Origin of the sequence: Verrucomicrobium sp. (assembly GCA_028283855.1) — a bacterium.
GTDB lineage: Bacteria > Verrucomicrobiota > Verrucomicrobiia > Methylacidiphilales > GAS474 > GAS474.
Genome location: JAPWJX010000007.1, coordinates 1 through 19,349, shown reverse-complemented (window position 1 = coordinate 19,349; position 19,349 = coordinate 1). Strand labels below are relative to the sequence as shown.

23 protein-coding genes and 1 riboswitch are annotated in these 19,349 nt (G+C 65.8%); of the genes, 3 read left to right on the top strand and 20 right to left on the bottom strand.

Annotation, left to right across the window (positions count from 1 at the left end):
* The 6 genes from PW734_11075 to PW734_11050 all read right to left on the bottom strand — a co-directional run.
* On the bottom strand, positions 1-233 hold a 233-nt coding region (locus tag PW734_11075; protein ID MDE1171729.1), incomplete at its 3' end, for a hypothetical protein.
* 6 nt (positions 234-239) lie between these two features.
* The gene (locus PW734_11070) at positions 240-1,100 is read right to left on the bottom strand and encodes a hypothetical protein (protein ID MDE1171728.1); all 861 of its coding nucleotides are present in this window, start codon (positions 1,098-1,100) and stop codon (positions 240-242) included.
* Positions 1,097-2,140, bottom strand: a complete 1,044-nt coding sequence (locus tag PW734_11065) for a TrbI/VirB10 family protein (GenBank protein MDE1171727.1) — start codon at positions 2,138-2,140, stop codon at positions 1,097-1,099. The genes PW734_11070 and PW734_11065 overlap by 4 nt, the downstream gene beginning before the upstream one ends.
* Entirely contained in the window at positions 2,137-3,141 is a 1,005-nt protein-coding gene (locus tag PW734_11060) for a hypothetical protein (GenBank protein ID MDE1171726.1), read from the bottom strand. Before PW734_11060 ends, PW734_11065 begins: the two co-directional genes overlap by 4 nt.
* Positions 3,138-3,773, bottom strand: coding sequence for a hypothetical protein (locus tag PW734_11055; GenBank protein ID MDE1171725.1), 636 nt, complete (start codon positions 3,771-3,773; stop codon positions 3,138-3,140). The genes PW734_11060 and PW734_11055 overlap by 4 nt, the downstream gene beginning before the upstream one ends.
* 6 nt (positions 3,774-3,779) lie before the next feature.
* A complete protein-coding gene (locus PW734_11050) occupies positions 3,780-4,991 on the bottom strand; it encodes a hypothetical protein (protein MDE1171724.1) in 1,212 nt (403 codons plus the stop codon).
* Positions 4,992-5,039: 48 nt separating this feature from the next.
* Between PW734_11050 and PW734_11045 the strand changes: the two genes are divergently transcribed.
* A complete protein-coding gene (locus PW734_11045) occupies positions 5,040-5,330 on the top strand; it encodes a hypothetical protein (GenBank protein MDE1171723.1) in 291 nt (96 codons plus the stop codon).
* 15 nt (positions 5,331-5,345) lie between these two features.
* On the opposite strand, the gene PW734_11040 is transcribed toward PW734_11045, so the two are convergent.
* The 14 genes from PW734_11040 to PW734_10975 form a co-directional block, all read right to left on the bottom strand.
* A complete protein-coding gene (locus PW734_11040; protein MDE1171722.1) occupies positions 5,346-6,149 on the bottom strand; it encodes a hypothetical protein in 804 nt (267 codons plus the stop codon).
* Between the two features lie 13 nt (positions 6,150-6,162).
* Positions 6,163-6,585, bottom strand: coding sequence for a hypothetical protein (locus tag PW734_11035; protein MDE1171721.1), 423 nt, complete (start codon positions 6,583-6,585; stop codon positions 6,163-6,165).
* A complete protein-coding gene (locus PW734_11030) occupies positions 6,582-9,236 on the bottom strand; it encodes a hypothetical protein (GenBank protein MDE1171720.1) in 2,655 nt (884 codons plus the stop codon). The genes PW734_11035 and PW734_11030 overlap by 4 nt, the downstream gene beginning before the upstream one ends.
* Complete coding sequence (locus tag PW734_11025; protein MDE1171719.1) at positions 9,223-9,558, bottom strand: hypothetical protein; 336 nt, start codon at positions 9,556-9,558, stop codon at positions 9,223-9,225. Before PW734_11025 ends, PW734_11030 begins: the two co-directional genes overlap by 14 nt.
* 2 nt (positions 9,559-9,560) lie before the next feature.
* Complete coding sequence (locus tag PW734_11020; GenBank protein MDE1171718.1) at positions 9,561-9,794, bottom strand: hypothetical protein; 234 nt, start codon at positions 9,792-9,794, stop codon at positions 9,561-9,563.
* A gap of 3 nt (positions 9,795-9,797) precedes the next feature.
* On the bottom strand, positions 9,798-10,082 hold the full coding sequence (locus tag PW734_11015; GenBank protein ID MDE1171717.1) for a hypothetical protein: 285 nt from the start codon (positions 10,080-10,082) through the stop codon (positions 9,798-9,800).
* Positions 10,083-10,389: 307 nt separating this feature from the next.
* The gene (locus PW734_11010; GenBank protein MDE1171716.1) at positions 10,390-10,791 is read right to left on the bottom strand and encodes a carboxymuconolactone decarboxylase family protein; all 402 of its coding nucleotides are present in this window, start codon (positions 10,789-10,791) and stop codon (positions 10,390-10,392) included.
* Positions 10,792-10,825: 34 nt separating this feature from the next.
* On the bottom strand, positions 10,826-11,023 hold the full coding sequence (locus PW734_11005) for a hypothetical protein (protein ID MDE1171715.1): 198 nt from the start codon (positions 11,021-11,023) through the stop codon (positions 10,826-10,828).
* A gap of 265 nt (positions 11,024-11,288) precedes the next feature.
* Positions 11,289-12,362, bottom strand: a complete 1,074-nt coding sequence (gene arsB / locus PW734_11000) for an ACR3 family arsenite efflux transporter (GenBank protein MDE1171714.1) — start codon at positions 12,360-12,362, stop codon at positions 11,289-11,291.
* A gap of 29 nt (positions 12,363-12,391) precedes the next feature.
* Entirely contained in the window at positions 12,392-12,898 is a 507-nt protein-coding gene (locus PW734_10995; GenBank protein ID MDE1171713.1) for a DUF6428 family protein, read from the bottom strand.
* A 13-nt stretch (positions 12,899-12,911) separates the two neighbouring features.
* Positions 12,912-13,352 carry an arsenate reductase ArsC gene (locus PW734_10990; GenBank protein MDE1171712.1) on the bottom strand — a complete coding sequence of 147 codons (441 nt, stop codon included), beginning with the start codon at positions 13,350-13,352 and terminating at the stop codon, positions 12,912-12,914.
* A 1-nt stretch (position 13,353) separates the two neighbouring features.
* On the bottom strand, positions 13,354-13,866 hold the full coding sequence (locus PW734_10985; GenBank protein MDE1171711.1) for an arsenate reductase ArsC: 513 nt from the start codon (positions 13,864-13,866) through the stop codon (positions 13,354-13,356).
* Positions 13,867-13,883: 17 nt separating this feature from the next.
* Positions 13,884-14,816, bottom strand: a complete 933-nt coding sequence (gene trxB, locus PW734_10980) for a thioredoxin-disulfide reductase (GenBank protein MDE1171710.1) — start codon at positions 14,814-14,816, stop codon at positions 13,884-13,886.
* A gap of 80 nt (positions 14,817-14,896) precedes the next feature.
* Positions 14,897-16,900, bottom strand: coding sequence for a methyl-accepting chemotaxis protein (locus tag PW734_10975; protein MDE1171709.1), 2,004 nt, complete (start codon positions 16,898-16,900; stop codon positions 14,897-14,899).
* A 25-nt stretch (positions 16,901-16,925) separates the two neighbouring features.
* Here PW734_10975 and PW734_10970 point away from each other — a divergent pair, with 25 nt between their 5' ends.
* Both PW734_10970 and eno read left to right on the top strand, forming a co-directional pair.
* Entirely contained in the window at positions 16,926-17,270 is a 345-nt protein-coding gene (locus tag PW734_10970; protein MDE1171708.1) for a metalloregulator ArsR/SmtB family transcription factor, read from the top strand.
* Between the two features lie 194 nt (positions 17,271-17,464).
* A riboswitch (Fluoride riboswitch) is annotated at positions 17,465-17,546 on the top strand.
* Between the two features lie 134 nt (positions 17,547-17,680).
* Positions 17,681-18,988: a phosphopyruvate hydratase gene (eno, locus tag PW734_10965; GenBank protein MDE1171707.1), complete on the top strand. Its 1,308-nt coding sequence runs from the start codon at positions 17,681-17,683 to the stop codon at positions 18,986-18,988.
* Positions 18,989-19,349: the final 361 nt, after the last annotated feature.

Below are 19,349 nucleotides of genomic sequence, written 5' to 3'. Positions count from 1 at the left end.
TCGCCCTCGGCGGCGTACGCGCCGTCGATATAGATATAACAGACCCCGGGCCCCGACTGGTTCAGAGTCGTGATGTTCCCCCCGGTTTGGACGAAGACCGGCCCGGTCTGGGTGAGAGTGATTGTGTCGACGCGAGTGAAATCGCCTCCCATTTCGTAGAAATACGTGATCGCAGCGCGGGCCGGGGAAAAGGGCAGTGCGAGAAGACCGAAAAGGAGGATGGCGATTTTCATGGCGAACTAGGGTTGGGGGAGGGGAGGCAGACCATCGGTATCGCGTGTCCGGGCGGGGAACGGCGACCGGATGCGGATCCGCCCTTCGTCCTCCTGGCTCATCCAGATGAATTCCTGGGGCAGCGAGGCGCTGGCGATCGTCACCCCGGGCAGGATCGTGATCCCCGGTGCCGGGAACGGCGTCTCCGGCTCCCGGATCGCCACCGAGACGCGGAAGGGCGGGACGATCTGACCGGTCGACTCCGCGGAGGGCGTCGCCGACTTCCTGAACATCTCCTTCACGCCGTCGAACCAGGAACTGCCGTCCCTCGAGGGCGTCTTGGGCGTGACGGGGGCCGCTTTGAGTCCATCGACCTGCTTTTGGAGGGCATCCACTTGCTGCTTTAGCGCGTCGTTCTCAGCCGCGGTCGCGGCCCCCTTCTGCGCCATTTCCTGGAGGCGCTGCAGCTGGGCCGACATCTTCGTGCCGATGACGGCGAGTTTGCGGCTCTGGTCCCGCTGCTGGACCAGCTGCGTCTCGAACTCGGCGGTGTAGGGGTTCGGCACCGAGGCCGGGTCGCTCGCCGCGGTCACCGGCCCCAGGTTCGCCACCATCGTCCCGGCGGGGCGGAGGTTCCACGTCTCGTCCTGCTCCACCACGTCGACGCGGTGCCCCTGGTGGCGGATCCGAGGGTTGTTCGGGTCGACGTAGTCGTTCACCAGGTAGGTATGGAGGCGGCTCGCCTCCCGGAGGTTGGCGGCCGAGTCGGCGGGAACGGAGTTCCCCCAGGCGTCCTCCGGGTAGATCACCGGCTGGTTGGTGACCACCTTGGTGTGGGCGCACCCGGCGAGGAGCGTGGCGGCGAGGAGGAGGAACGGTCGCTTCATGGATGGGAGGGGGTGAGGGGTTGGGCCGCCGGACGGGCGGCGGAGTCGGAAAGGGCGGGATTCGACCCGGCGGCGAGCGTCGCCCCGGCCCGGGCCTGGCTCGCGTCGAGCGTCTGCGTGACGTAGAGGTAGAAATCGGTCCCCGCGGGCACCCGGACGAAGATGCCGTCCCGCCGTACCGCCTCGGCGATCTGCTGGGCGTAGAGGCTGGCGGCGTTCTGCGCCCCCTGAGCTAGGGCTTGGGTCAGGCCGTTGTTCTGCTGGACGATGACGGTGCCGTTCGCGGTGAGTGCCGACTGGACTTCGTTCTGGGCGAGGGATTGAGCGGCCCCGGCGGCGAATTGCGCGATCAGCTCCTTGATCTCGGCCAGGTTGTCGGTCTTGATCGTCTCGCCGCGCAGCCCCGCCGACCCGTCGGTGATCCCCCAAGTGCGGCCATCCGGCGACGGATCGTGGTCGAGGGCCAGGCCGCTCACCGGCAGCTCCACCTCTCGGTCGTCCTCCTGCCAGACCAGCACCCAGCGGTTCTGGGAGCCGATTCGCTCCTCCGAACTATTGAGCTGGGCCATGCCATGGACCTCGGCCCCGGCGGGGACGACCAGCTGGTGCGTCACCGAGTAGACGTCCTCGAGGACCGTCCCCAGGATCGGCGTCTGGATCCGATTGGAATCGACCGTGATGACCAGCTTGCAGCGGATCAGGCGCCCGTAGGCAGCGTAGGCCGCTCCCAGCTGCGGCCGGTCCGAGATCGGGAAGGCCAGGAACGACGTGGGAAGATTCCCCGAGCGGTGCGGCTGGGTGGTCGCCGCCGCCCGGCGCGGGGCCGGGGCATGGAAGACCGGGATGCCGTTGTCCAGGGTCGTCACGGTCGATTGCGACGCCTGGGCATTCTGGGCGGGACCGTTCTTCACTGTGTCGGTCCGGGGATGGCGGGCTTTCCAGTAGAGGACGCCCCCCAGGACCAGCCCGAAGGCGATCCCCGCCAGGACGAACCGGCCGAACTGGCCCTTCCAGAGGAATTCGAGGCGGTGGACGTTCATTTGGTGCGGGCGGGGCGGAACACGCCGCTCTGCGACGGAGATTGCGGGGAGACCGCCTGGGCCGGGGCGGGCGCCAACGGCGGCGCCTGGGTGTCGATCGTCGGCTCCGCCGGGACGGGGAGGGGAGTGGGCTCCGGCGGGAAGACCCGGGGGACCAGGACGGTGAAGTCGTTCCGGGCCGGGTCCAGCTCGGCCCGCCCTCCGTCTGGCGATCCGGTGATGGCAAAGTAGGCGGGAACGACCGACCGGGGTGGCATCACCCCGGCCGCGTCCACGATGGAGGCGTTGTACAATTTGTCGGCGACGCGGACCGAGAGCTGCTGCGGCTTGTAGTAGATCTCCCGGCCGGTCTGGTTCTCGAGGAGGATGCGGAAGACCAGCGTGTCCTCGGCGTCGAACCGGAACACCTCGTCGAGGAGGACGCGGAAGTCGCTGTAGCTGATCACCCGGGCCGGGCGGACCCGGGTCACGTCGTCGAGCCGTTCCGGATAATATTTCGCCAGGACCGGGTAGGCCTTCGCCTTCGTCAGACAATCGACCAGCCGGTCGGGGGAGACCGGTTCCGCCCGGCGCTGGGACGCCGTCGTCCCGGCGATGAACTGGACCGTGTAGAGGGGATGGGCGTCATCGGCCCGGAGAAAGAGCTGGTAGACCTTTCCATCGAGGAAGACCGAGAGGGTGTCCCGGGCGTTCGACCGCAGCGCCCGCACCGTGCAGTACGACGCCCCCCGGTGGGTGATGAGGACGAAGTCGATCCGCTCGTCGGACGAGAAGTCGGGTACCTGCTGCCCCGCCTCGACGAACGCGATCCGCGCCGCCGCGTAGTTCTGCGGCGGGACCGGGAACAGCAGCGTCGTCACCCCCTCCCGCACCGCGACGGGAATCTGGTAGGGGGCCCGCTCGTCGAGCGGGAAGACCCGGAGAAACCGGCCCCCGCTGTCCTGGGCGAAGGCGGCGGCGGCGAGGGCGATGTAAAGAACGAGCGAAGCGATCCGTCTCATGGGATTCTCTCCAGGGTGAAATCGTTGGCGACCAGCGGGAACATGCCGTTGGTCAGGAAGTCGTCGTTGGCGACGAGGGTGATGGAAACCTTGAGTGTGAACGGCTCGGTGAAGGCGGCGCCGTTCATCGTCCCGTTCTGGAGGATCTGGCACCAGGCGACCGCCCGGCTGATCCGCTTCCCGTCCTGGGACGGCTCCTGGACAACCTGGATCTTCCCGCACTTGACCGACTGGAAGATCGCGTTGTCCCGGAACGTCCCTGCGGTGTCGGCGAAGAGCTTTTTCGCCTTCTTCCTGCCGGACTCGGTGAAGATCGCCGTCCAGAGCTGGGGATCGTCCGGCCCGCCCGGATTCCGGGAGAGCAATGCCAGGCAGACGTTCTTGGCCGCCTCGTCGTAGACCGTCTGGGACGTCCAGAAGTCGTTGAGCCGGCTGAAATGCCAGGTTCCGGCCGGGTCGACCACGGCAAGCCCCAGGTCGGGTTTCGCCAGATGGAAGGCGACCAGGGGCCCGGCCACCGCCAGCGTCCAGCCGACCGCAGCGAAGCCGAGGGCCAGCCGCAGCGACTGGGAGCGGAAGACGACCTTGTCGATCGGATCGGGGCTGCGGGATGGGGTAGGAGAGGGGTCCATAGGAAATCAGGTGTAGTCCTCGTCGAGCCGCCCGAGCGTCCGATGCGCCTCGGCCTGGCGGTGGGCCAGCTCGTTCCGGGAGCGACGACGGGGGCCCGGGCCTCCCTCGTCATAGGAGGCGACGATTTCGGCCTGGCGCTGTTCGGGGCCGGGGTTCGGCCGGCGGGGAACTCCAGTCGACGTGGTTGTGCCGCCGGGGGCGCCGCCCGTCTCGACGGAGCGGGTAAGGGTCTGGGTGAAGCCGCCGTCGCCGCCAGGGGGCGTGGGCCGGGGCCGGACTGGGGTGTTCCCACCCTCGTCGCCGCCTTCGTCGTCCCGGCGGCGCCGAGTGCGGGAGGTCCTCGCCGACGTCGAATCGTCCCCGTCGTCTCGGCTGGCGGCTTGCCGAGCGTTCCGCTGCGCGATGATCCGGGTCGCCGCCACGCTGCCCATCCCGAAGCCGGTCAGGGCCATCTCGATCCCGGCCTTCGCCCCGGTCGTCAACGGGGAACTTCCCTTCAGGACGGCGGCGATCAGGATCGGAACCGCGAGATAGAGGGCCAGAGCCACGAGAACGAGTGCGGCCAGGGCTCCCAGGAAGACCGGAAGATAGCCCAGGGAGATCGTGGTTCCGGCGGCGAATCCTCCGGCGGTCACTCCCCCGACGAAAAGCTGGTTGGCGGCGTCGGCCAGGAAGATGTCGACCAGGGCGATCCCCAGGTGCCAAGCGGCGACGCCGAACGAGGTGATGAGGAAGGTGATCCCCGCCCCCTGGGTCCAGGGAACCGCGAGGGCGCCGAGCAGAACGGGGGAGATCGCGATCAGGCCGTCGAACGCCCAGGCCTGGACCCAATCGAGGAACCAGATCGAGACCTGTCCGATTCGCTTGAACATCTGGCAGAACAGGATGGCGATCTTCTCCGCGACCTGGTCCCAGGCCGGCTTCTCGAACTTGGCCTGGAAGATCTGTTTCCAGCTCGGGCCGCCATTGTCCGGCGCGCTCGCCGTCGTGTTCTGGCGCAGCTGCTTGAACCCGTCCGCCACGGTCGTCAGCGCGGCCGGATACCCGTTGATGAAGACGACGATCACCAGGATCCCGATGAGCGTCATCAGAACCTCGTGGAAGTTTCCCCAATGCTTCAGCACCGAGAGGAGCAGCCCTGTCGTGCAGAGGAGGTAGGCGATCGGCACCAGCGCCGTCCGGATCTGCATCGCCTGGTCGTAGCCGAGGGTGCTCATGCCGCCCTCCCGACTTGATCCAGGCGTCGGAAGAGGTACCATTCCGGCATGAAGAAACCGCTTCTTTGGCTCTTCATCGGCTCGCTCTTCCTCACCGCCTGCAGCCCGCCCGTGCCCCGCTCCGAGGCCGAGCTCCACGCTTGGGCCGTGGCGTGGTACCAGAAGAACAACGGGCCCGGCCGCGACCTCGCCCCGATCCAGGTCAAGGCCGCCGACGCCTTCGCCAAGACGGCCGCCGCCACCGAAAAGAAGGACGGACGCCGCATGGACGACGACCAGCTCGCGGGGTTGCTGTCCGACGTCGCCGCCGACATCGCGCTAAGGCCGCCCGGAAGTTGACGAGACAGGCGCATCCTAGGGGGTCTGGTTGACGATCCCCGAGAGGATCGCGTCGGCGTTCTGATCGGAGGTCGGTTGGGCCTGCTCGAAGTCGGCGTTCAACTCGTCCTGCTTCGCCTGCTTCTGCTTCTCGGCGTCCTGGCTGTTCGCCTCGTGTTGCGCCGCCCGCTGGTCGCTGGCATCGCGGATCGTCTGATCGTTTTCCCGCAGCTGGGTCGAGAGGGCGTTGATCCGGGCCGTCTTCTCGCTCTGCTCCGCCGTGGTGTTGGCGGCGGTGTTCATCACCGTCTGGAGCTGGGTGAGGAGGCTCTGCCGCTGGGAGCGGGCGCTCTGGAGGATGTTCTGGAAGTTTCCGAACTCCTGCTCGTAGGCGTCGAATTTGTTGTACGCGGTCGGGTCGCGGGAGATCGTCGCGCCGTTGGGCGTCGCGGTGGGGATCGGCTGGAAGACGCCGCTGCCCGTATTGGAGAGGCTACGAGTGCCGTTCACCCCCTCCGCGATGGTCGGGATCGACTGGAAGAGGTTGTTCTGCGTCAGTGCCGGGACGCCGAGGCCGGTTGACCCCGACGAGAAGCCGATCGCCGCCGCGGGTGAGCCGGTGATCGTCAACATCTGCTGGCCCTGGTTCTGGAGCGTTTGGAGCTGGGTGAGCTGCTGGTTCAGCGTGTCCAGTTGGGTCGCCATCTGCTTGAGGAAGTTGTTGTTTCCCTGCTGGATGAGCGCCTGGGCGACCGCGTCGTTGACCGCGTATTGGGCGCGGCCCGGGGCGGCGGCCAGGACGAGGGCGAGGAGGGGAATCAGGAGGAGTCGAAACTTCATGGCGTTCTCAGGTTCAGTTGAGGACCGGCAGGACGCGGGTGTGCGGCACCTGCTTGACGGGGGCGTTCGGATCCTCGTCGACGGGGATCTCGAGGTAAGACATCCCCTGGGTCGCGTCGGACGAGTCCGGCTTCTTCGCCCGCTCCTTCGCCCAATAGAGCTCCTTCACGGAGTCCGACTGGCCGCGGTCGTAGTTCGCCTTCGCCTTGGTGTCAGCGCCCTTCTTCGCCGCGCCCTGGGCCAGCTCCGAGATCGCCAGGCCGCCGACCGCCCCGCCCGCTGTCGCATAGGGGTTTCCTTTCGTCGCCAGGCTGCCGATCGCCGCCCCGGCACCGGCGCCGCCGACGTCGTAGAGCAGGCCCGACGGGATGCTGGTGCAGCCGCCGAAGAGAAGCGGCAGGACGGCGAGGCCGGCGATCGACAGGAAAGTTCTCATGCGGAAGCCTCCAGGGGGGTGGGCACGGCGGGAGCGGGCGCCTCCGGCGGCGGGTTCTTCGCGACGGTGATCGTCCCGCAAAGGGGACGGTCGGCGTCCATGTGGTAGTAGAGGAACTGCGAGTAGGCGTACCCGATGTGCTCGGGGAGGGGGTAGGAAGCGACCGCCTCGGCGGCGGCCTCGGGCAGCTCGAGCTCTCGGGCGATCGAATCGACCAGCTTGGGCGACCGTTGGCGCCCCAGGAGCGCCTGCTTGATGTTGCCGAAGACGACCTTGCGGACCTTCTCCTTGTCGAGCTGGGCGTCGTTCTGGAAGGCGAAGCAGGCCCAGCAGTTGTACTTGCGGAGCTGGGCCGCCATCTCCTCCATCATCGCCGCGCCGTCCGGGATGTCGGCGACGCGGGCTGCCTCCTCGATGAGGCCGCGCTTCAGGAGTTTCCGGGGTAGCGTCATGACGTGCTTCCGGCAGCCGTTCGAGATCAGGTAGTAGGCCGCCGTCTTCATCGGCGACTCGCCACTGCCGAGCAGGGACAGCTCGAAATGGGTGATCGGGTCGGTCAGGGAGATGTTCGAGACGCCGTCGAAGAGCTTCCCCTTCGATCCCTCGTCCCGGGTCCAGTCGGAGAGCTGCTCGGCGAGGTCCTGGACGACCCGCCGGTCGTGCTCGGGGAGGGGAGTCCGCCGCATCATCTCGACCAGGACCGAGTGGGTCGGCATCTCCTCCGGCTTGAGATAGGCGAAGACGCAGTTGCGGACCACTTCCTCGGTGGCAGGGGTCTTGAGGAACCGCGTTACTTCGTCCTGATCGAGGCCATGGATCGTCTCGATCCACTTCTCCGCGTTCGTCTCCTGGTGGGCATCGACCCAGGCGTCGAGGAACGACGATCCCGCCTCCATCCCCTGGTGCCAGCGAGTCACGGCAAGAGCCTCCCCGGCGATGGCAACGAGCTGGTCGGGCCGGGACCGGGCCCACTCCTCGAAGAAATCGGTGTAAAGCTGGTCGATGTACCGGGCGAACAGGGCCACCCGCAGCCGCTGGGTGTCCTCGTTCGCCGAGGTGCCCACCATGTAGGCGCAGAGCGCGGCCGCTTCCGACTTCTGGCTCTTGGCGAGGGGCAGGCCCTGGGTGTCGAGGTAGTTGAGGGTGTCCTCCCCGTCGGGCCGGATCACTTTCGTCCGATACCCGAGCGCCTTAACGAACGGGGCGTAGCCGAACCCCTCCTCGACGATGAACGTGTAGGCGTAGCGGTGGTGCCCCTGGCCGAGGAACGTCTCCAGGAGGGTCGTCTTCCCGGAGCCGGTCATCCCCAGGAAGAGGCAGTGCTGCGGCTGGCCGGCGATGTTGGTCTTGATCCCGACCACCGAGCGGTTCGGGCCGGGGTGCAGGACCTCGGCCCCCTGGAGGTGCCCCGTAAACGTCGACGAGAACGGCAGCATCGCGGCGAGGTCGATGTCCTCGTAGTACTTGGCGTGGGCGGTGTACTTCCCGAAGGTCCACCCCGGCCAGGTCTGGAACCAGAGCTGCTTGTTCGTCGAGAAAGTGAGCGGCTCGTGCTCCTTGCAGCCGTCGAGCCGGTTGATGACGGTGCGGAGGATCTGGGTCTTGTTCGCCAGCTCCTCGGGGGTGGTCGCCCAGATGCGGACGACGAAGTCGGCGTCGTAGGGATGGACCGTTCCCCGCTTGATCGCCTTGATCCGCTCCTCGATCATCGTCATTGCCTCGAGGAACTCGGGGTCGCGGGTCGAAGCGTAGTCGCCCCGGACCCGGCGGAGCTTCTCCTGCTCGGCGCGGACGATCTTATCCTTGTCGGCGGGATAGAGGTTGGTCGTGATCGAGTAGTCGAGGAGGTCGGTCTGCGTGAGGAGGAGGATCGTGTTCGGGTCAGTCCCATCCGGCAGCCGGCGCAGCGTCAGGAGGTTCCAGAACAGTCCCCCGTAGCGGAACCCGTAGGTCGGGAGGTAGGCGCCGCCCCATTCCATCGCCCCGCGCAGCCAGTTCTCCTGGAGGGAGTCGTCGGGCTTGAACTCGGACAGGCAGTCGTAGCCCTTGCGGAGGGCGTGGGCGGGATTGAGATAGTGGAGGCCCTGGCGGAAGTGCCCCGCGTCGTCGAGCGCCGTGAATCGGACGTTGCTGGGGGCGAAGAGGTGGCCCAGCCCGGTCTGGAAGAGCTGGAACTCCCGCTGGTACTCGCCGAGCAGCTTTCGATAGAACTCCTTCCGGTGCCGCGACGACGAGAAGAACGGCGGCTTGGCAGTGATCCTCTTAGAGACGTAGAGGTGGAGGTGCTCCCGGCGCAGTTCCCGCCGCTCCATCGCGTCGTGGAACTTGAGGAAGGTGGCGGTGCGGATCTGCCGGGGGTAGGGGTCGTGGCAGTCGCTCTCGGTCTCCCGGGCGTACTCGACCAGCTCCTCCTGATAGTTGGAATCGACCGACCAGCAGAGCTGCATCCGGTACTGGCCGCCCAGACTGTGGAGGAGGCGCCGGACCTGGGCGTGGAAGTCGGTGTTGAACTGGTCGGAGGCGTTCGCCCGGTCCGGGCACTCCACGACGAACCCCTTGCTCACCACCGTGGGAACGAACGGGTCCAGCCCCTGGCCGAAGACGACCAGGCCGTCCTTGAGGAAGCCGTTGGGGCACTCAGCGGCGAACATCGTCCCTCCAGAACGGCTTGGGTTGCTTGGGCCAATCGGGCGACCAGGAGGTCCCGTTGAGCTTGGTGTCGAGCAGATCGAGGTCGTAGCGGGGCGGCTTGCCCTGCCGGAAGCCGAAGACCCAGACGCCGCCCAGGACGGCGGGCAGGGCCCCCAGGCCGACCACCATCACGGGAGGCCAGCCCTTGCTCATCCCCTCGGACACGATGGAGATGCCGAGCAGGAGGGCGCCGAGGAGGATGAAGACGTTGTTCCCCTCGAATCCCCAGGTCTTGCCTGCGGAGTCGTCGGCGTTGTTGACGCGGTGGTAGGGCAGGGCCATGATCAGTTCCCCAGGACGAGCCAATCGACGAGGTAGAGGGCGACCGAAAGCCCCGCCAGGAGCCAGGTCTGCCACGGCAGCTTGCGGGTGTCGGACGCTTCGTCCTGGTGTAGGAAGGCGAACGCCGCCGCGCCGATCAGCAGCGCGGTGGACAGGACCGTGAGGCTGCGGAAGTAGACAACGACCGCGACCAGGACGAGGACGACGAGCATCAGCAGGGTGGTCTTCGGGTTCATGGCTCAGTTCGAGGGGGTGATGTCGATCGGGGTGTCCCCGGTGGCGAAGAGCGCCTTGACGATGAGGGAGGCGACCGCCGCGATGAGCGCGCCCATGACCGCCCACTTCGCGGCCTCCGACTGGCCCTTCTGGACGTTCCAGGAGGCCGCGATGATCATCGCGAAGGCGCCCAGGTAGGCGATGCGGGCCAGGATGCCCATACCCTTGCCGATGGCGTTGTCCAGGCTGCTGGCCTGGGCGAGGAAGAAGCTCCCGTGAAGGAGGGCGGCGCCGAGGACGAAATTCATGGGAAAACTTCACCATGAATCCTGGCGCAGCCGGTAATGCCTACGGAGAGCCTATACGCCGTCTTTGTGCTGCCTATATGCCGACGGCAGGCGCAGCAGGGGATTTGAGGGTCGGATTCGAGACGATTCCGACGGAAAAAATGGAAGCAGGCGGGAGGCTCGTTTAGCGCCGAATTTTCCCGACGGATATCACCCGGGAGCGATACGAAAAAACGAAGCTGCCGAGAGCGAGGCGCGAAGGCGAATGCTTGGGTAGAAGTCCTCGCCTTGCGAAGGTCGCTGACGAAGGAGCGCCTTAGCCTGAAGGCTACTGAGTCTTCTTATCCTTGGCAACTGACGGCATCCCATCTTGATCGCCCGTAGGGGCGACCGAGGCGAATGCTTCACTGATATGCTTCACGGCGAGAAGCATGTTCGGTGATCCCGTGATGACGCCGTTGAGAATCGCCACCTCGAAGATCTCCTCGCGGGTGCAGCCGGCATGCAGCGCGCCGAGGACGTGCGTCCGAAAGAACCCCTCGCATCGACCGAATCCTACGAGGCTGGCCAGGACGACCAAAGCCTTCGTTTTCGAGTCGAGCACCTTCCGCGCAAGAACCTCTGCCATCGTGAACTCCACAAAATATGAGGCGGCGTCCGGGCAGGCTCGCGCCAACTCGTTGATCGATTCGTCCGCATAGATCGGATCGATCTTACGCAGTTCCTCCATGCCCCGTTGGTATTGTTGGGTCATATTGGCTTCGCTAGGGAGTTGATAGAGTATATTTCTGAACGAAAGGCTGGAGGGCGCCGGCCCAAATGACGTAGCCCTTCGCGGTCGGGTGCAGGTAATCGGGCATCATGTCCGGGGAGATCGTTCCGTCCGGCTCCGCCAGCTTCGGGCCGATGTCCACGAACGAGACCCGCTTCCCGTCGTCGAGACCGGCGAGGAGCTTGTTCACGTCCGCCGCCTTCGCGCATGGGGTCGGAGGGCGTCTTCCCCCGAGGGAAGATCGCCATGAGGACGACGTGGGCGTGGGGACACCGCTTCTCGTACTCGGCAACGACGGCCTTCACTCCCTCGGCGATCTGCTCGACGGTGTTCCGGCCCAGGTTGTTCGTGCCGATCATCAGGACGACGAGCTTGGGATCGAGACCGTCCACCTGGTCCTTTCCGACCGACAGCAACCTTGCCATAATGCGGTTATGGCGAGTTTCTTGGGAAGCTTACGTTAAACTCCTCTGATACCAATTGCGGCTGGCGGTGCAGAAGCGACAGACGGAGAGCATGACGGGCACCTCGACGAGGACGCCCACCGCCGTTGCCAAAGCAGCGGGGGAGGAAGCTCCGAAGAGGGTGATGGCCACCGCCACGGCGAGTTCAAAGAAGTTGCTGGCCCCGATGAGGGAACCGGGCGTGGCGATGTCGTGCCGGACACCGAAGCGGCGCATCAGCCAATAGGTCAGGCCGGAGTTGAAATAGACCTGGATCAGAATCGGAACGGCCAGAAGGAGGACAGCGACCCAGTGGGCGAGGAGGTTCTGTGCCTGGAAGGCGAAGATAAGGACCAGCGTCGCCAGGAGAGCGACGATCGTCACAGGGCGAAACTTCGGCAGAAAGGTCTGCTCGAACCACGGATGACCTTTGGACTTGATGAGCAATTCGCGGCTAATCCAGCCCGCCGCGAGAGGGATCACGATGAAGACGATCACCGAGATCAGGAGAACGTGGCTGGGGATGACGACGCCGGTAACGCCCACGAGGAACATCACGATTGGTGCGAAGGCGAAGACCATGACCAAATCATTGATCGCAACCTGGGCCAGGGTATAGGCGCCGTCACCATCGGTCAGGTAGCTCCAGACGAAGACCATTGCAGTGCAGGGCGCCGCTGCGAGGATGATGAGGCCGGCGACGTAGTTCTTGGCCGTTTCCGGGTCGATCCAGCCGAGGCCGGCCGAGAAGATCCCTTTGATGAAGATCCAGCCGAGCAACGCCATACTGAACGGTTTGACCAGCCAGTTGACGAAGAGCGTGATGAACAGCCCCTTCGGCTTGCCGAAAACGTCCCGCACCCCGCCGAAGTCGATCTTCAACATCATGGGATAGATCATCAGCCAAATCAGCACGGCGATCGCGATGTTGACGTGAGATCCGGTGCCGAATTCCCAGGAGCTAACCGCCTGGGTGGCCCCAGGGAGGAGCTTCCCGAGAGCCACGCCAACGACCATGCAGAGGAATACCCATAGGGAGAGATTCCTCTCGAAGAACTCCAGTTGCTTGACGGATGCTTTGCTCATAATCGTGGCGGGCAGAATGATTTCTTGGTTTAGCAGCACTTGCTGCCGGAGCAGCAGGAACCTTCGTCGTCGCCCTTGGCGGCCTTGGCCGCCGGCTCGGGACGGGCGCAGTCGCCGCCGCGCTCTTCCAGCTTGCACTGGAGGACGGGGGGACGAAGGGAGACGGTGACGTCCTTGTCGGTCGTCTCGATCTTGTCGACGTGGAAGACGACCGGGGGGAACTCGTCGTTGCCGTACTCGATGCGGAGTTCGGTGTCGTGGTTGACGGTGATCTTCTCCTCGACCTTCTTGAGGATGCCGGTGACCTTGCCGGTTTCCATGGCCCGCTCGGCGTCGGGATCGTCGGAGAGCCAGAGCTGGAGGATCGTCTCCTCCCAGTGGTGGGCCATGTTCCCGCAGTCGACGGTCTCGAAGATCGCCGTCTTCACTTCGGAGACGTGGTACGACGGGTGGACCAGGCCGCCTTGGTGGTCCTTGAAGCGGAGAAGCTTCTTGGGGTGCTTGGCGATGAGGGCGAGGAATTCGGACGTTTGCATGGTGGTGTCGGGGTTACTTGGTTTTCAACGTATCACGCCGACCGTCGGCGTAGGCCTCAAAAATGCGGCGGATTTCGTCCCGGACCCGGCGGAAGACGGCGAGGATTTCCTCATCGGTGCCGGTGGCATGGGCGGGGTCGTCGAAGCCGTAGTGGTGGCGGCTGACCTGGCCGGGGAACATCGGGCAGGCTTGATCGGCGTTGCCGCAGACCGTGATGACGATGTCGACCTTCTTCCCGAGGAACTCGCTCATGTTCTTCGAGGTGTGATGGGAGATGTCGATGTCGATCTCCTTCATGACCTGGATCGCCTTCTCGTGGACGTAACCGGCGGGCTTGGAGCCGGCGCTGTGGACCTCGAAGAGGTCGCCCGCGTAGTTGCGGAGGATGCCTTCGGCGAGATGGCTACGGCAGGAGTTGCCGGTGCAGAGGATCAGGACGGACGGTTTGCTCATATCAGGCGACGGGGGTGCTGAGGGGTTCCTTGCCGCCGATTTCCTTGGTCAGTTCCGCGAGACGCAGGCGGTCGAGCTTCTCGAAGGGAAGGGAGCAGAGCAGTTCGATCCGGCGCTGGATCTGGAACGCGACGCTCTTGAAGAACTGGTAGCGCTCCTCGGAGGGGCCGTCGAACCCGGCCGGATCGGGGGAGCCCCAATGGGCGATGATCGGCTGGCCGGGCCAGATCGGGCACGACTCGCGGGCATTGTCGCAGACGGTGATGACGAAGTCGAACTTCACGTCCTTGAACTCCTCCCACGACTTGCTCCGGGCGGTGCTGGCGTCGATATGGTACATCTCCTCCAGGACTTTGAGCGTCAGGGGATGGACTATGCCACGGGGATGGGCGCCCGCGCTGTACGACTCGAACCGGTCGCGGCCGATCCGCTTGATGAGGAACTCGCCGAAGACGCTCCGGGCCGAATTGCCCGTGCAGAGGAAGAGGATCTTGAAGGGCTTGGTGGTTTCCATGGGACTCCTGGTGGGGGTTAGTTGGAAAGGGAAGCGAGGTAACGCTCGGCGTCGATGGCGGCGGCGCAGCCCATCCCCGCGGCGGTGATCGCCTGCCGGTAGACCGAGTCGGCGCAGTCGCCCGCGCCGAAGACGCCCGGGATGTTGGTCCGGCTGCCGTCCCGGAGCTTGAGGTAGCCCGCCTCGGTCAGGTCGAGCTGGCCCTCGAAGAGCTTGGTATTGGGGACATGGCCGACGGCGACAAAGACCCCGGCGCAGTCCACGAGGCGGCTCTCGCCGGTCACAGTGTCCTTGAGGCGAATGCCGGCGACGGAGCCATTGCCGACGACCTCCTCGACGGCCGAGTTCCAGGCCATCTTGATCTTGGGATCGGCTAGGACGCGCTCGGCCATGATCTTGGAGGCCCGGAGGGTGTCTCGGCGGTGGACGAGATGGACCTCGGAGCCGAACCGCGTCAGGTAGCTCGCCTCCTGGCAGGCCGAGTCGCCACCGCCGACCACGACCAGCGGCTTGTTCCGGAAGATCGGGAGGGCGCCGTCGCAGGTGGCGCAGAAGGTGACGCCCTTGTTCTCCAGTTCCTTTTCTCCGGGGACGCTGAGGTGGCGGTGGCCCGCCCCGGTGGCGACGATGAGGGACTTCGTCTCGATGACCTCCCCGTCGACGGTGAGCTTGAAGGGGGAGCCGGACAGGTCGGCCTTCTCGACGTGGGACATGAACTGAACCCGGGCGCCGAAGCGGACGGCCTGCTCCTGCATCGCGCCCATGAGGGCGTTCCCGTCGATTCCCTGGGGGAAGCCGGGGTAGTTCTCGACGACCGTGGTGGTGGTGAGGAGGCCGCCCGGCTGGATGCCCGTGATGAGGAGGGGGTTCAGGTTGGCCCGGGCCGTGTAGACGGCGGCGGTCCAGCCGGCGCAGCCGGAACCGATGATGACGACGTTTTCGAGGGCCATGGCTAAATATATAGATATGCGCGTAAGCGCATACAAGGTTTATATTTCAAGGTTGGTTCAAGTCCCAGGCGGTCAGGGGATTATTCCCCGCTGGGGAGAGGGATTTCCCTCCGGGAATTCCGGAAGAGGGGGAGCGGCGGGACGAGCGGCTCGCGTTTCTGCCGGGACGAGGGCAGGGCCGTGGCGGCGCTATGGCCGGTCATCAAGGCACGGAGCGCGCCGACGCTGTCGCGGAGGTCGTCGGTCTGGGCCTGGAGCTGCTGGGCCGCCCCCGCCATCTCCTCGGCCTGGGAGGCATTGCCCTGGGTGACCGTGTCCATCTGCTGGAGGGCGGCGGTGACGTTGCGGAGTCCCTGGTGCTGCTCCGACGAGGCGGCGGCGATGTCCTGGACCACCTTATTCGTCTCGCTCGCCTTGGTGACGATCTCCTGGAGGCGGCGGCTGGCTTCCTCGGTCTGGAGGGCGATCTCCCGGAGGCCCTTCTCGACCTTCCCGCTGGTTTCGAAGCCCCGGTTGCTCCGCTGGACCGAGTCCTCGATGAGGACGGAGGTTTCCTTGGCCGCCTCGGCGCAACGGCCGGCCAGGCTGCGGACCTCCTCGGCGACGACGGCGAAGCCCATCCCGGCCTCTCCAGCCCGGGCCGCCTCGACGGCGGCGTTGAGGGCGAGGAGGTTGGTCTGGAAGGCAATCTCGTCGATGGTCTTGATGATCTTCCCGATCTCGGCCCCCGACGCCTGGATGTCGGACATCGCGGTCCGCATCTCCCCGACCGATTCCTGGGCGTGCTCGATCGCGCCGTCGATCTTGCCGATCTCCTCGGCCCCGCTCTCCGCGGTCTTGGCGGTGTCGAGGGCGAGGTCCTTCGCCTGGGCGGCCCCGGTGGCGTTCCGCTGGGTCATGCTCTGGATCTGCTCCAGGGCGGCGCTGACCTGCTCCAGGGAGGCGGCTTGCTGGCTGGTCCCCGCGGCCAGGGTCTGGCTGGAGGAACGGACGGCGCGGCTGGCCTCCTCGGTCTGATGGGAGGAATCCTCGATCTGGCGGCTGACCGACCGGACCGACCGGACGATCTGGCGGACCAGGACAATGCTCAGGAGGGTGCCCAGGACGATCGAGATGACGACGCTGGCCAGCGTCACGATCTGGGCCGAGCCGAGGGCGCCGACCGACTCGTTCGCCACCCGGATCGTCCGGTCCTGGCCGGCGGTGGAGACGGCCTCGATCTCGGCCAGGATGCCGGTGGTCGTCTCGGTGAGCTGGTCGTGCAGGGTCGCCGCCTTGGTGACGGCGTCGAGGGCGGTCTTGGCGCTGTCGACGTAGTCGGATTGGACCTGGCGCAGGTCGTCGAGGATCGCGTGGTCGTCGGGGGCCAGGCTCGGCTGGGCCAGGAGGTCGGCCAGCGTCTGCTTGAAGGCGGGAGCCTTCTCCAGTTGATTCTGGAGGAGCTTGGCCTCCCGATGCGCCTGAAGGACCAGGAGGGCGTTTTGAAGCTGCTGGGAGCCGTCCCAAAGGGCATAGAGCGACTGGAGCCGCCCCTGAAGCGCCCCGAGGTCGCCCTTGGCGGGCTGGCCGCCATGGGGGAGACGGGCGATTTCCTTCTGGATCAGGATTCCGAAGTTGGCGATGAGCTGGCTCCCCTGCGCCTCGGCGCCCTGCCCCGCGTACTCCCGCATATGGTAGCTGTCGCCGGTCTGCGTCGCCAGGTCTTTCCAAGCGGGGACCTTCCCGGCTAGGCCCTTGACGAGGGTGTTCAGCCGGTCGAGGTCAGGATGGTCGGCGGCGGTCTTCTGGGCCTCCTTCAGGGTGGCCTCGAATTTCCCGAAGGCGTCCATCGCGGCGTCGAAATCGGCCTTCTGGCCGGTCATGGCGTACTGTCCCATCTTCAGGGCGAAGGCGTTGGTTTGCAGGTGGAGCTGGGAGGCGACGCGGCTCTCCGCCATGTATTCGTGGGCCAGCTTTCCGGCGAGACTGCCGACCGGGGCCATCCGGAAGAAGATCACCGCATTGAGGATCAGGCCGACCGCGACGACCGAGGCGAACGCCCACCGCAGCTTGTCGGGCAGGGAAATGCCGGGCATTGACTTCATGAATTTCTCCGCGAATTGTTGTCCCATGTCGGATCTCGCGCTTCTTGCCCGCCAACACAAGGCCCTCGGCGAGCCGTCCCGCCTTCGTATCGTCCGGCTCCTGAAGGAAGGGTCGCTGTGCGTCTGCGAGATCGAGGCCCTCCTCGACCTTCCGCAATACGGCGTCTCCCGGCATCTGGCCGTACTGCGCCAGGCCGGAATGGTCGAAGGCTGGCGCGAGGGGACGTGGATGCACTACCGCCTCGCCGACAAATTGCCGCTGGGGTGGCGCAAGGCGCTCCTGGCTCACGCCGCCATGTGGGACGCCGATAAGACGGTGAAGAAGGACCTGCAACGGCTGGCCAAGCTGCGCCAAAGCGGCTGCGGTTGAGCGTCGCGGTCGTTCCTCGGGCCGGTTCCATTCGGCGCGAGCTTATATGTGCATTTTGACATGCCCATGGAGGCTTTGTGCCATCGCGGCGTACCTTAATGAGGTGCCGCTTTTCTCGTCATTTACGGCAGAGCCTTCAGCCAGATCAAATGCTCTACGGCTCAGGCATTGACATGGGCTGACCCTGCTTTATCCTCCTAGCAGGCGATGGATTTCCGCCTGACCTGAAAGCAGGTCGAACCGCCTGGCTCTCGGGCTGATGATTCCTACCGGAAACGGAGGAATCATGTACCACGACCTTATCGCCCCGAGCGCCCGCCGCTCTCCCGCCAACCCCAGCGCTTGGCATTGTCGTGCCTTCATTTCCCGTCCCTCGTCCCCGACCGGAAACACCCACCCCTAAAGGCACCATGGCAAATACCCTGAAACACATCGCCGCGCTCGAAATCCTGGATTCCCGAGGCAACCCCACCCTCTCCGTCACCGTCACGCTCGATGACGGCACCACGGCCAATGCCGCCGTTCCCTCCGGCGCGTCCACCGGCAGCCGCGAGGCGGTGGAGCTGCGGGACGGCTTCCCGGCCCGCTACGGCGGGAAAGGCGTCCAGCGGGCCGTCTCCAACGTGCATGACATTCTGGCTCCGGCCTTAACGGGCCTCCCCGTCTCCGACCAGGCGAAGATCGACCGGACGATGTGCGACCTGGACGGCACCCCCAACAAGGGCCACCTCGGGGCCAACGCCATTCTCGGCGTCTCCCTGGCCGTGGCCCGTGCCGCCGCCGTGTCGTCCGGGGTGCCTCTCTACGTCCATTTGGGAAGGCTCGCGGGCCGGTCCGACGATGGCCTCTGGATCTTGCCTGCACCGATGATGAACGTCCTCAACGGCGGGCGCCATGCGGCCAACCGGCTCGATTTCCAGGAGTACATGATCTTCCCGCTGGGGGCGCCCACCTTCGCCGAGGCGCTGCGCTACGGGGCCGAGGTCTTCCACGCGCTCAAGGCGTTCCTGGGCGAGCAGGGATTCGCCACGGCGGTCGGCGACGAGGGGGGCTTCGCGCCCGACCTCCGCAACAACGCCGTTGCGGTCGATATGATTGCGCAGGCGATCCGCCGGGCGGGTTACGAGCCGGGCCGCGAGGTGTCCATCGCCCTCGATCCGGCAGCCAGCGAGTTCTACGAGAGCGGAGAATACGTCTTCACCAAGTCGGGCAAGACACCGACCACCCGCGAAAACCTCCTGGAACTCTACATGGACGTGGTGGATCGCTACCCCATCGCCTCCATCGAGGATGGCATGGCCGAGGACGACGACCTGGGATGGTTGGAAATCACGAGTAAGCTAGGCCGCCGTATCCAGTTGGTCGGCGACGATAATTTCGTGACCAACCCGGCGATCTTCCGGGAGGGAATCAAGAAGGGGACCGCCAATGCGATCCTCATCAAGCCGAACCAGATCGGCACCCTGACCGAGACGCTGGAGACGGTCGCCTTGGCGAAGGAGGCGGGCTACGGCGCGGTCATCTCCCACCGCTCCGGGGAGACGGAGGACACCTTTATCGCTGACTTCGCCGTGGCGACCGGGGTGGGCCAGATCAAGACCGGCTCCCTCTGCCGCTCGGAGCGCGTCGCCAAATACAACCGGCTCCTCGCCATCGAACGGGAACTGGGCGACCGCGCCCGCTACGCCGGAGCCTCCACCCTGGGCCGGAGAAAGTAGATGGAGGAACCGGCGCTGGCCTTCCTGCGGGCGCTCCTCATCACGGCGCTGATCGCGTTGACCCTGGCGGCCTTCCCCGGCTTCCGGCCCGAGTGCCAACCGTTCGGGCGGCGTTTTTTCCTGGTTCTTCGTGCGTTACGCTTTTCTCTATTATTGCATGATCTTGGGTATCCGCCTGATGGTCGCCGCTCTCCACCACGGAACCCCCTGGAACGAACCCCGATGATGCCTATTGCCTGGGCCGGAAGCTGATCACCTTCCAGGTGACGTTCACCGAGTTTTTTATCGCCGCCACCGTCTTCGCCTCGGTGGCGCAGCAGCAGGGATGGCGCAGCGCTGCGCTGGGGGCGTGCCTATACGG

Bases quoted from the DNA above. Each gene is read 5' to 3' on its own strand.
- PW734_11055 (MDE1171725.1), bottom strand. From the start codon at position 3,773: ATGGACCCCTCTCCTACCCCATCCCGCAGCCCCGATCCGATCGACAAG.
- PW734_11040 (MDE1171722.1), bottom strand. From the start codon at position 6,149: ATGAAGTTTCGACTCCTCCTGATTCCCCTCCTCGCCCTCGTCCTGGCC.
- PW734_11025 (MDE1171719.1), bottom strand. From the start codon at position 9,558: ATGGCCCTGCCCTACCACCGCGTCAACAACGCCGACGACTCCGCAGGC.
- PW734_11045 (MDE1171723.1), top strand. From the start codon at position 5,040: ATGAAGAAACCGCTTCTTTGGCTCTTCATCGGCTCGCTCTTCCTCACC.
- PW734_11050 (MDE1171724.1), bottom strand. From the start codon at position 4,991: ATGAGCACCCTCGGCTACGACCAGGCGATGCAGATCCGGACGGCGCTG.
- PW734_10995 (MDE1171713.1), bottom strand. From the start codon at position 12,898: ATGCAAACGTCCGAATTCCTCGCCCTCATCGCCAAGCACCCCAAGAAG.
- PW734_10970 (MDE1171708.1), top strand. From the start codon at position 16,926: ATGTCGGATCTCGCGCTTCTTGCCCGCCAACACAAGGCCCTCGGCGAG.
- PW734_11035 (MDE1171721.1), bottom strand. From the start codon at position 6,585: ATGAGAACTTTCCTGTCGATCGCCGGCCTCGCCGTCCTGCCGCTTCTC.
- PW734_11010 (MDE1171716.1), bottom strand. From the start codon at position 10,791: ATGGAGGAACTGCGTAAGATCGATCCGATCTATGCGGACGAATCGATC.
- arsB (MDE1171714.1), bottom strand. From the start codon at position 12,362: ATGAGCAAAGCATCCGTCAAGCAACTGGAGTTCTTCGAGAGGAATCTC.
- PW734_11070 (MDE1171728.1), bottom strand. From the start codon at position 1,100: ATGAAGCGACCGTTCCTCCTCCTCGCCGCCACGCTCCTCGCCGGGTGC.
- eno (MDE1171707.1), top strand. From the start codon at position 17,681: ATGGCAAATACCCTGAAACACATCGCCGCGCTCGAAATCCTGGATTCC.
- PW734_11015 (MDE1171717.1), bottom strand. From the start codon at position 10,082: ATGAATTTCGTCCTCGGCGCCGCCCTCCTTCACGGGAGCTTCTTCCTC.
- PW734_10990 (MDE1171712.1), bottom strand. From the start codon at position 13,352: ATGAGCAAACCGTCCGTCCTGATCCTCTGCACCGGCAACTCCTGCCGT.
- trxB (MDE1171710.1), bottom strand. From the start codon at position 14,816: ATGGCCCTCGAAAACGTCGTCATCATCGGTTCCGGCTGCGCCGGCTGG.
- PW734_11020 (MDE1171718.1), bottom strand. From the start codon at position 9,794: ATGAACCCGAAGACCACCCTGCTGATGCTCGTCGTCCTCGTCCTGGTC.
- PW734_10975 (MDE1171709.1), bottom strand. From the start codon at position 16,900: ATGAAGTCAATGCCCGGCATTTCCCTGCCCGACAAGCTGCGGTGGGCG.
- PW734_11065 (MDE1171727.1), bottom strand. From the start codon at position 2,140: ATGAACGTCCACCGCCTCGAATTCCTCTGGAAGGGCCAGTTCGGCCGG.
- PW734_11060 (MDE1171726.1), bottom strand. From the start codon at position 3,141: ATGAGACGGATCGCTTCGCTCGTTCTTTACATCGCCCTCGCCGCCGCC.
- PW734_10985 (MDE1171711.1), bottom strand. From the start codon at position 13,866: ATGGAAACCACCAAGCCCTTCAAGATCCTCTTCCTCTGCACGGGCAAT.
- PW734_11030 (MDE1171720.1), bottom strand. From the start codon at position 9,236: ATGTTCGCCGCTGAGTGCCCCAACGGCTTCCTCAAGGACGGCCTGGTC.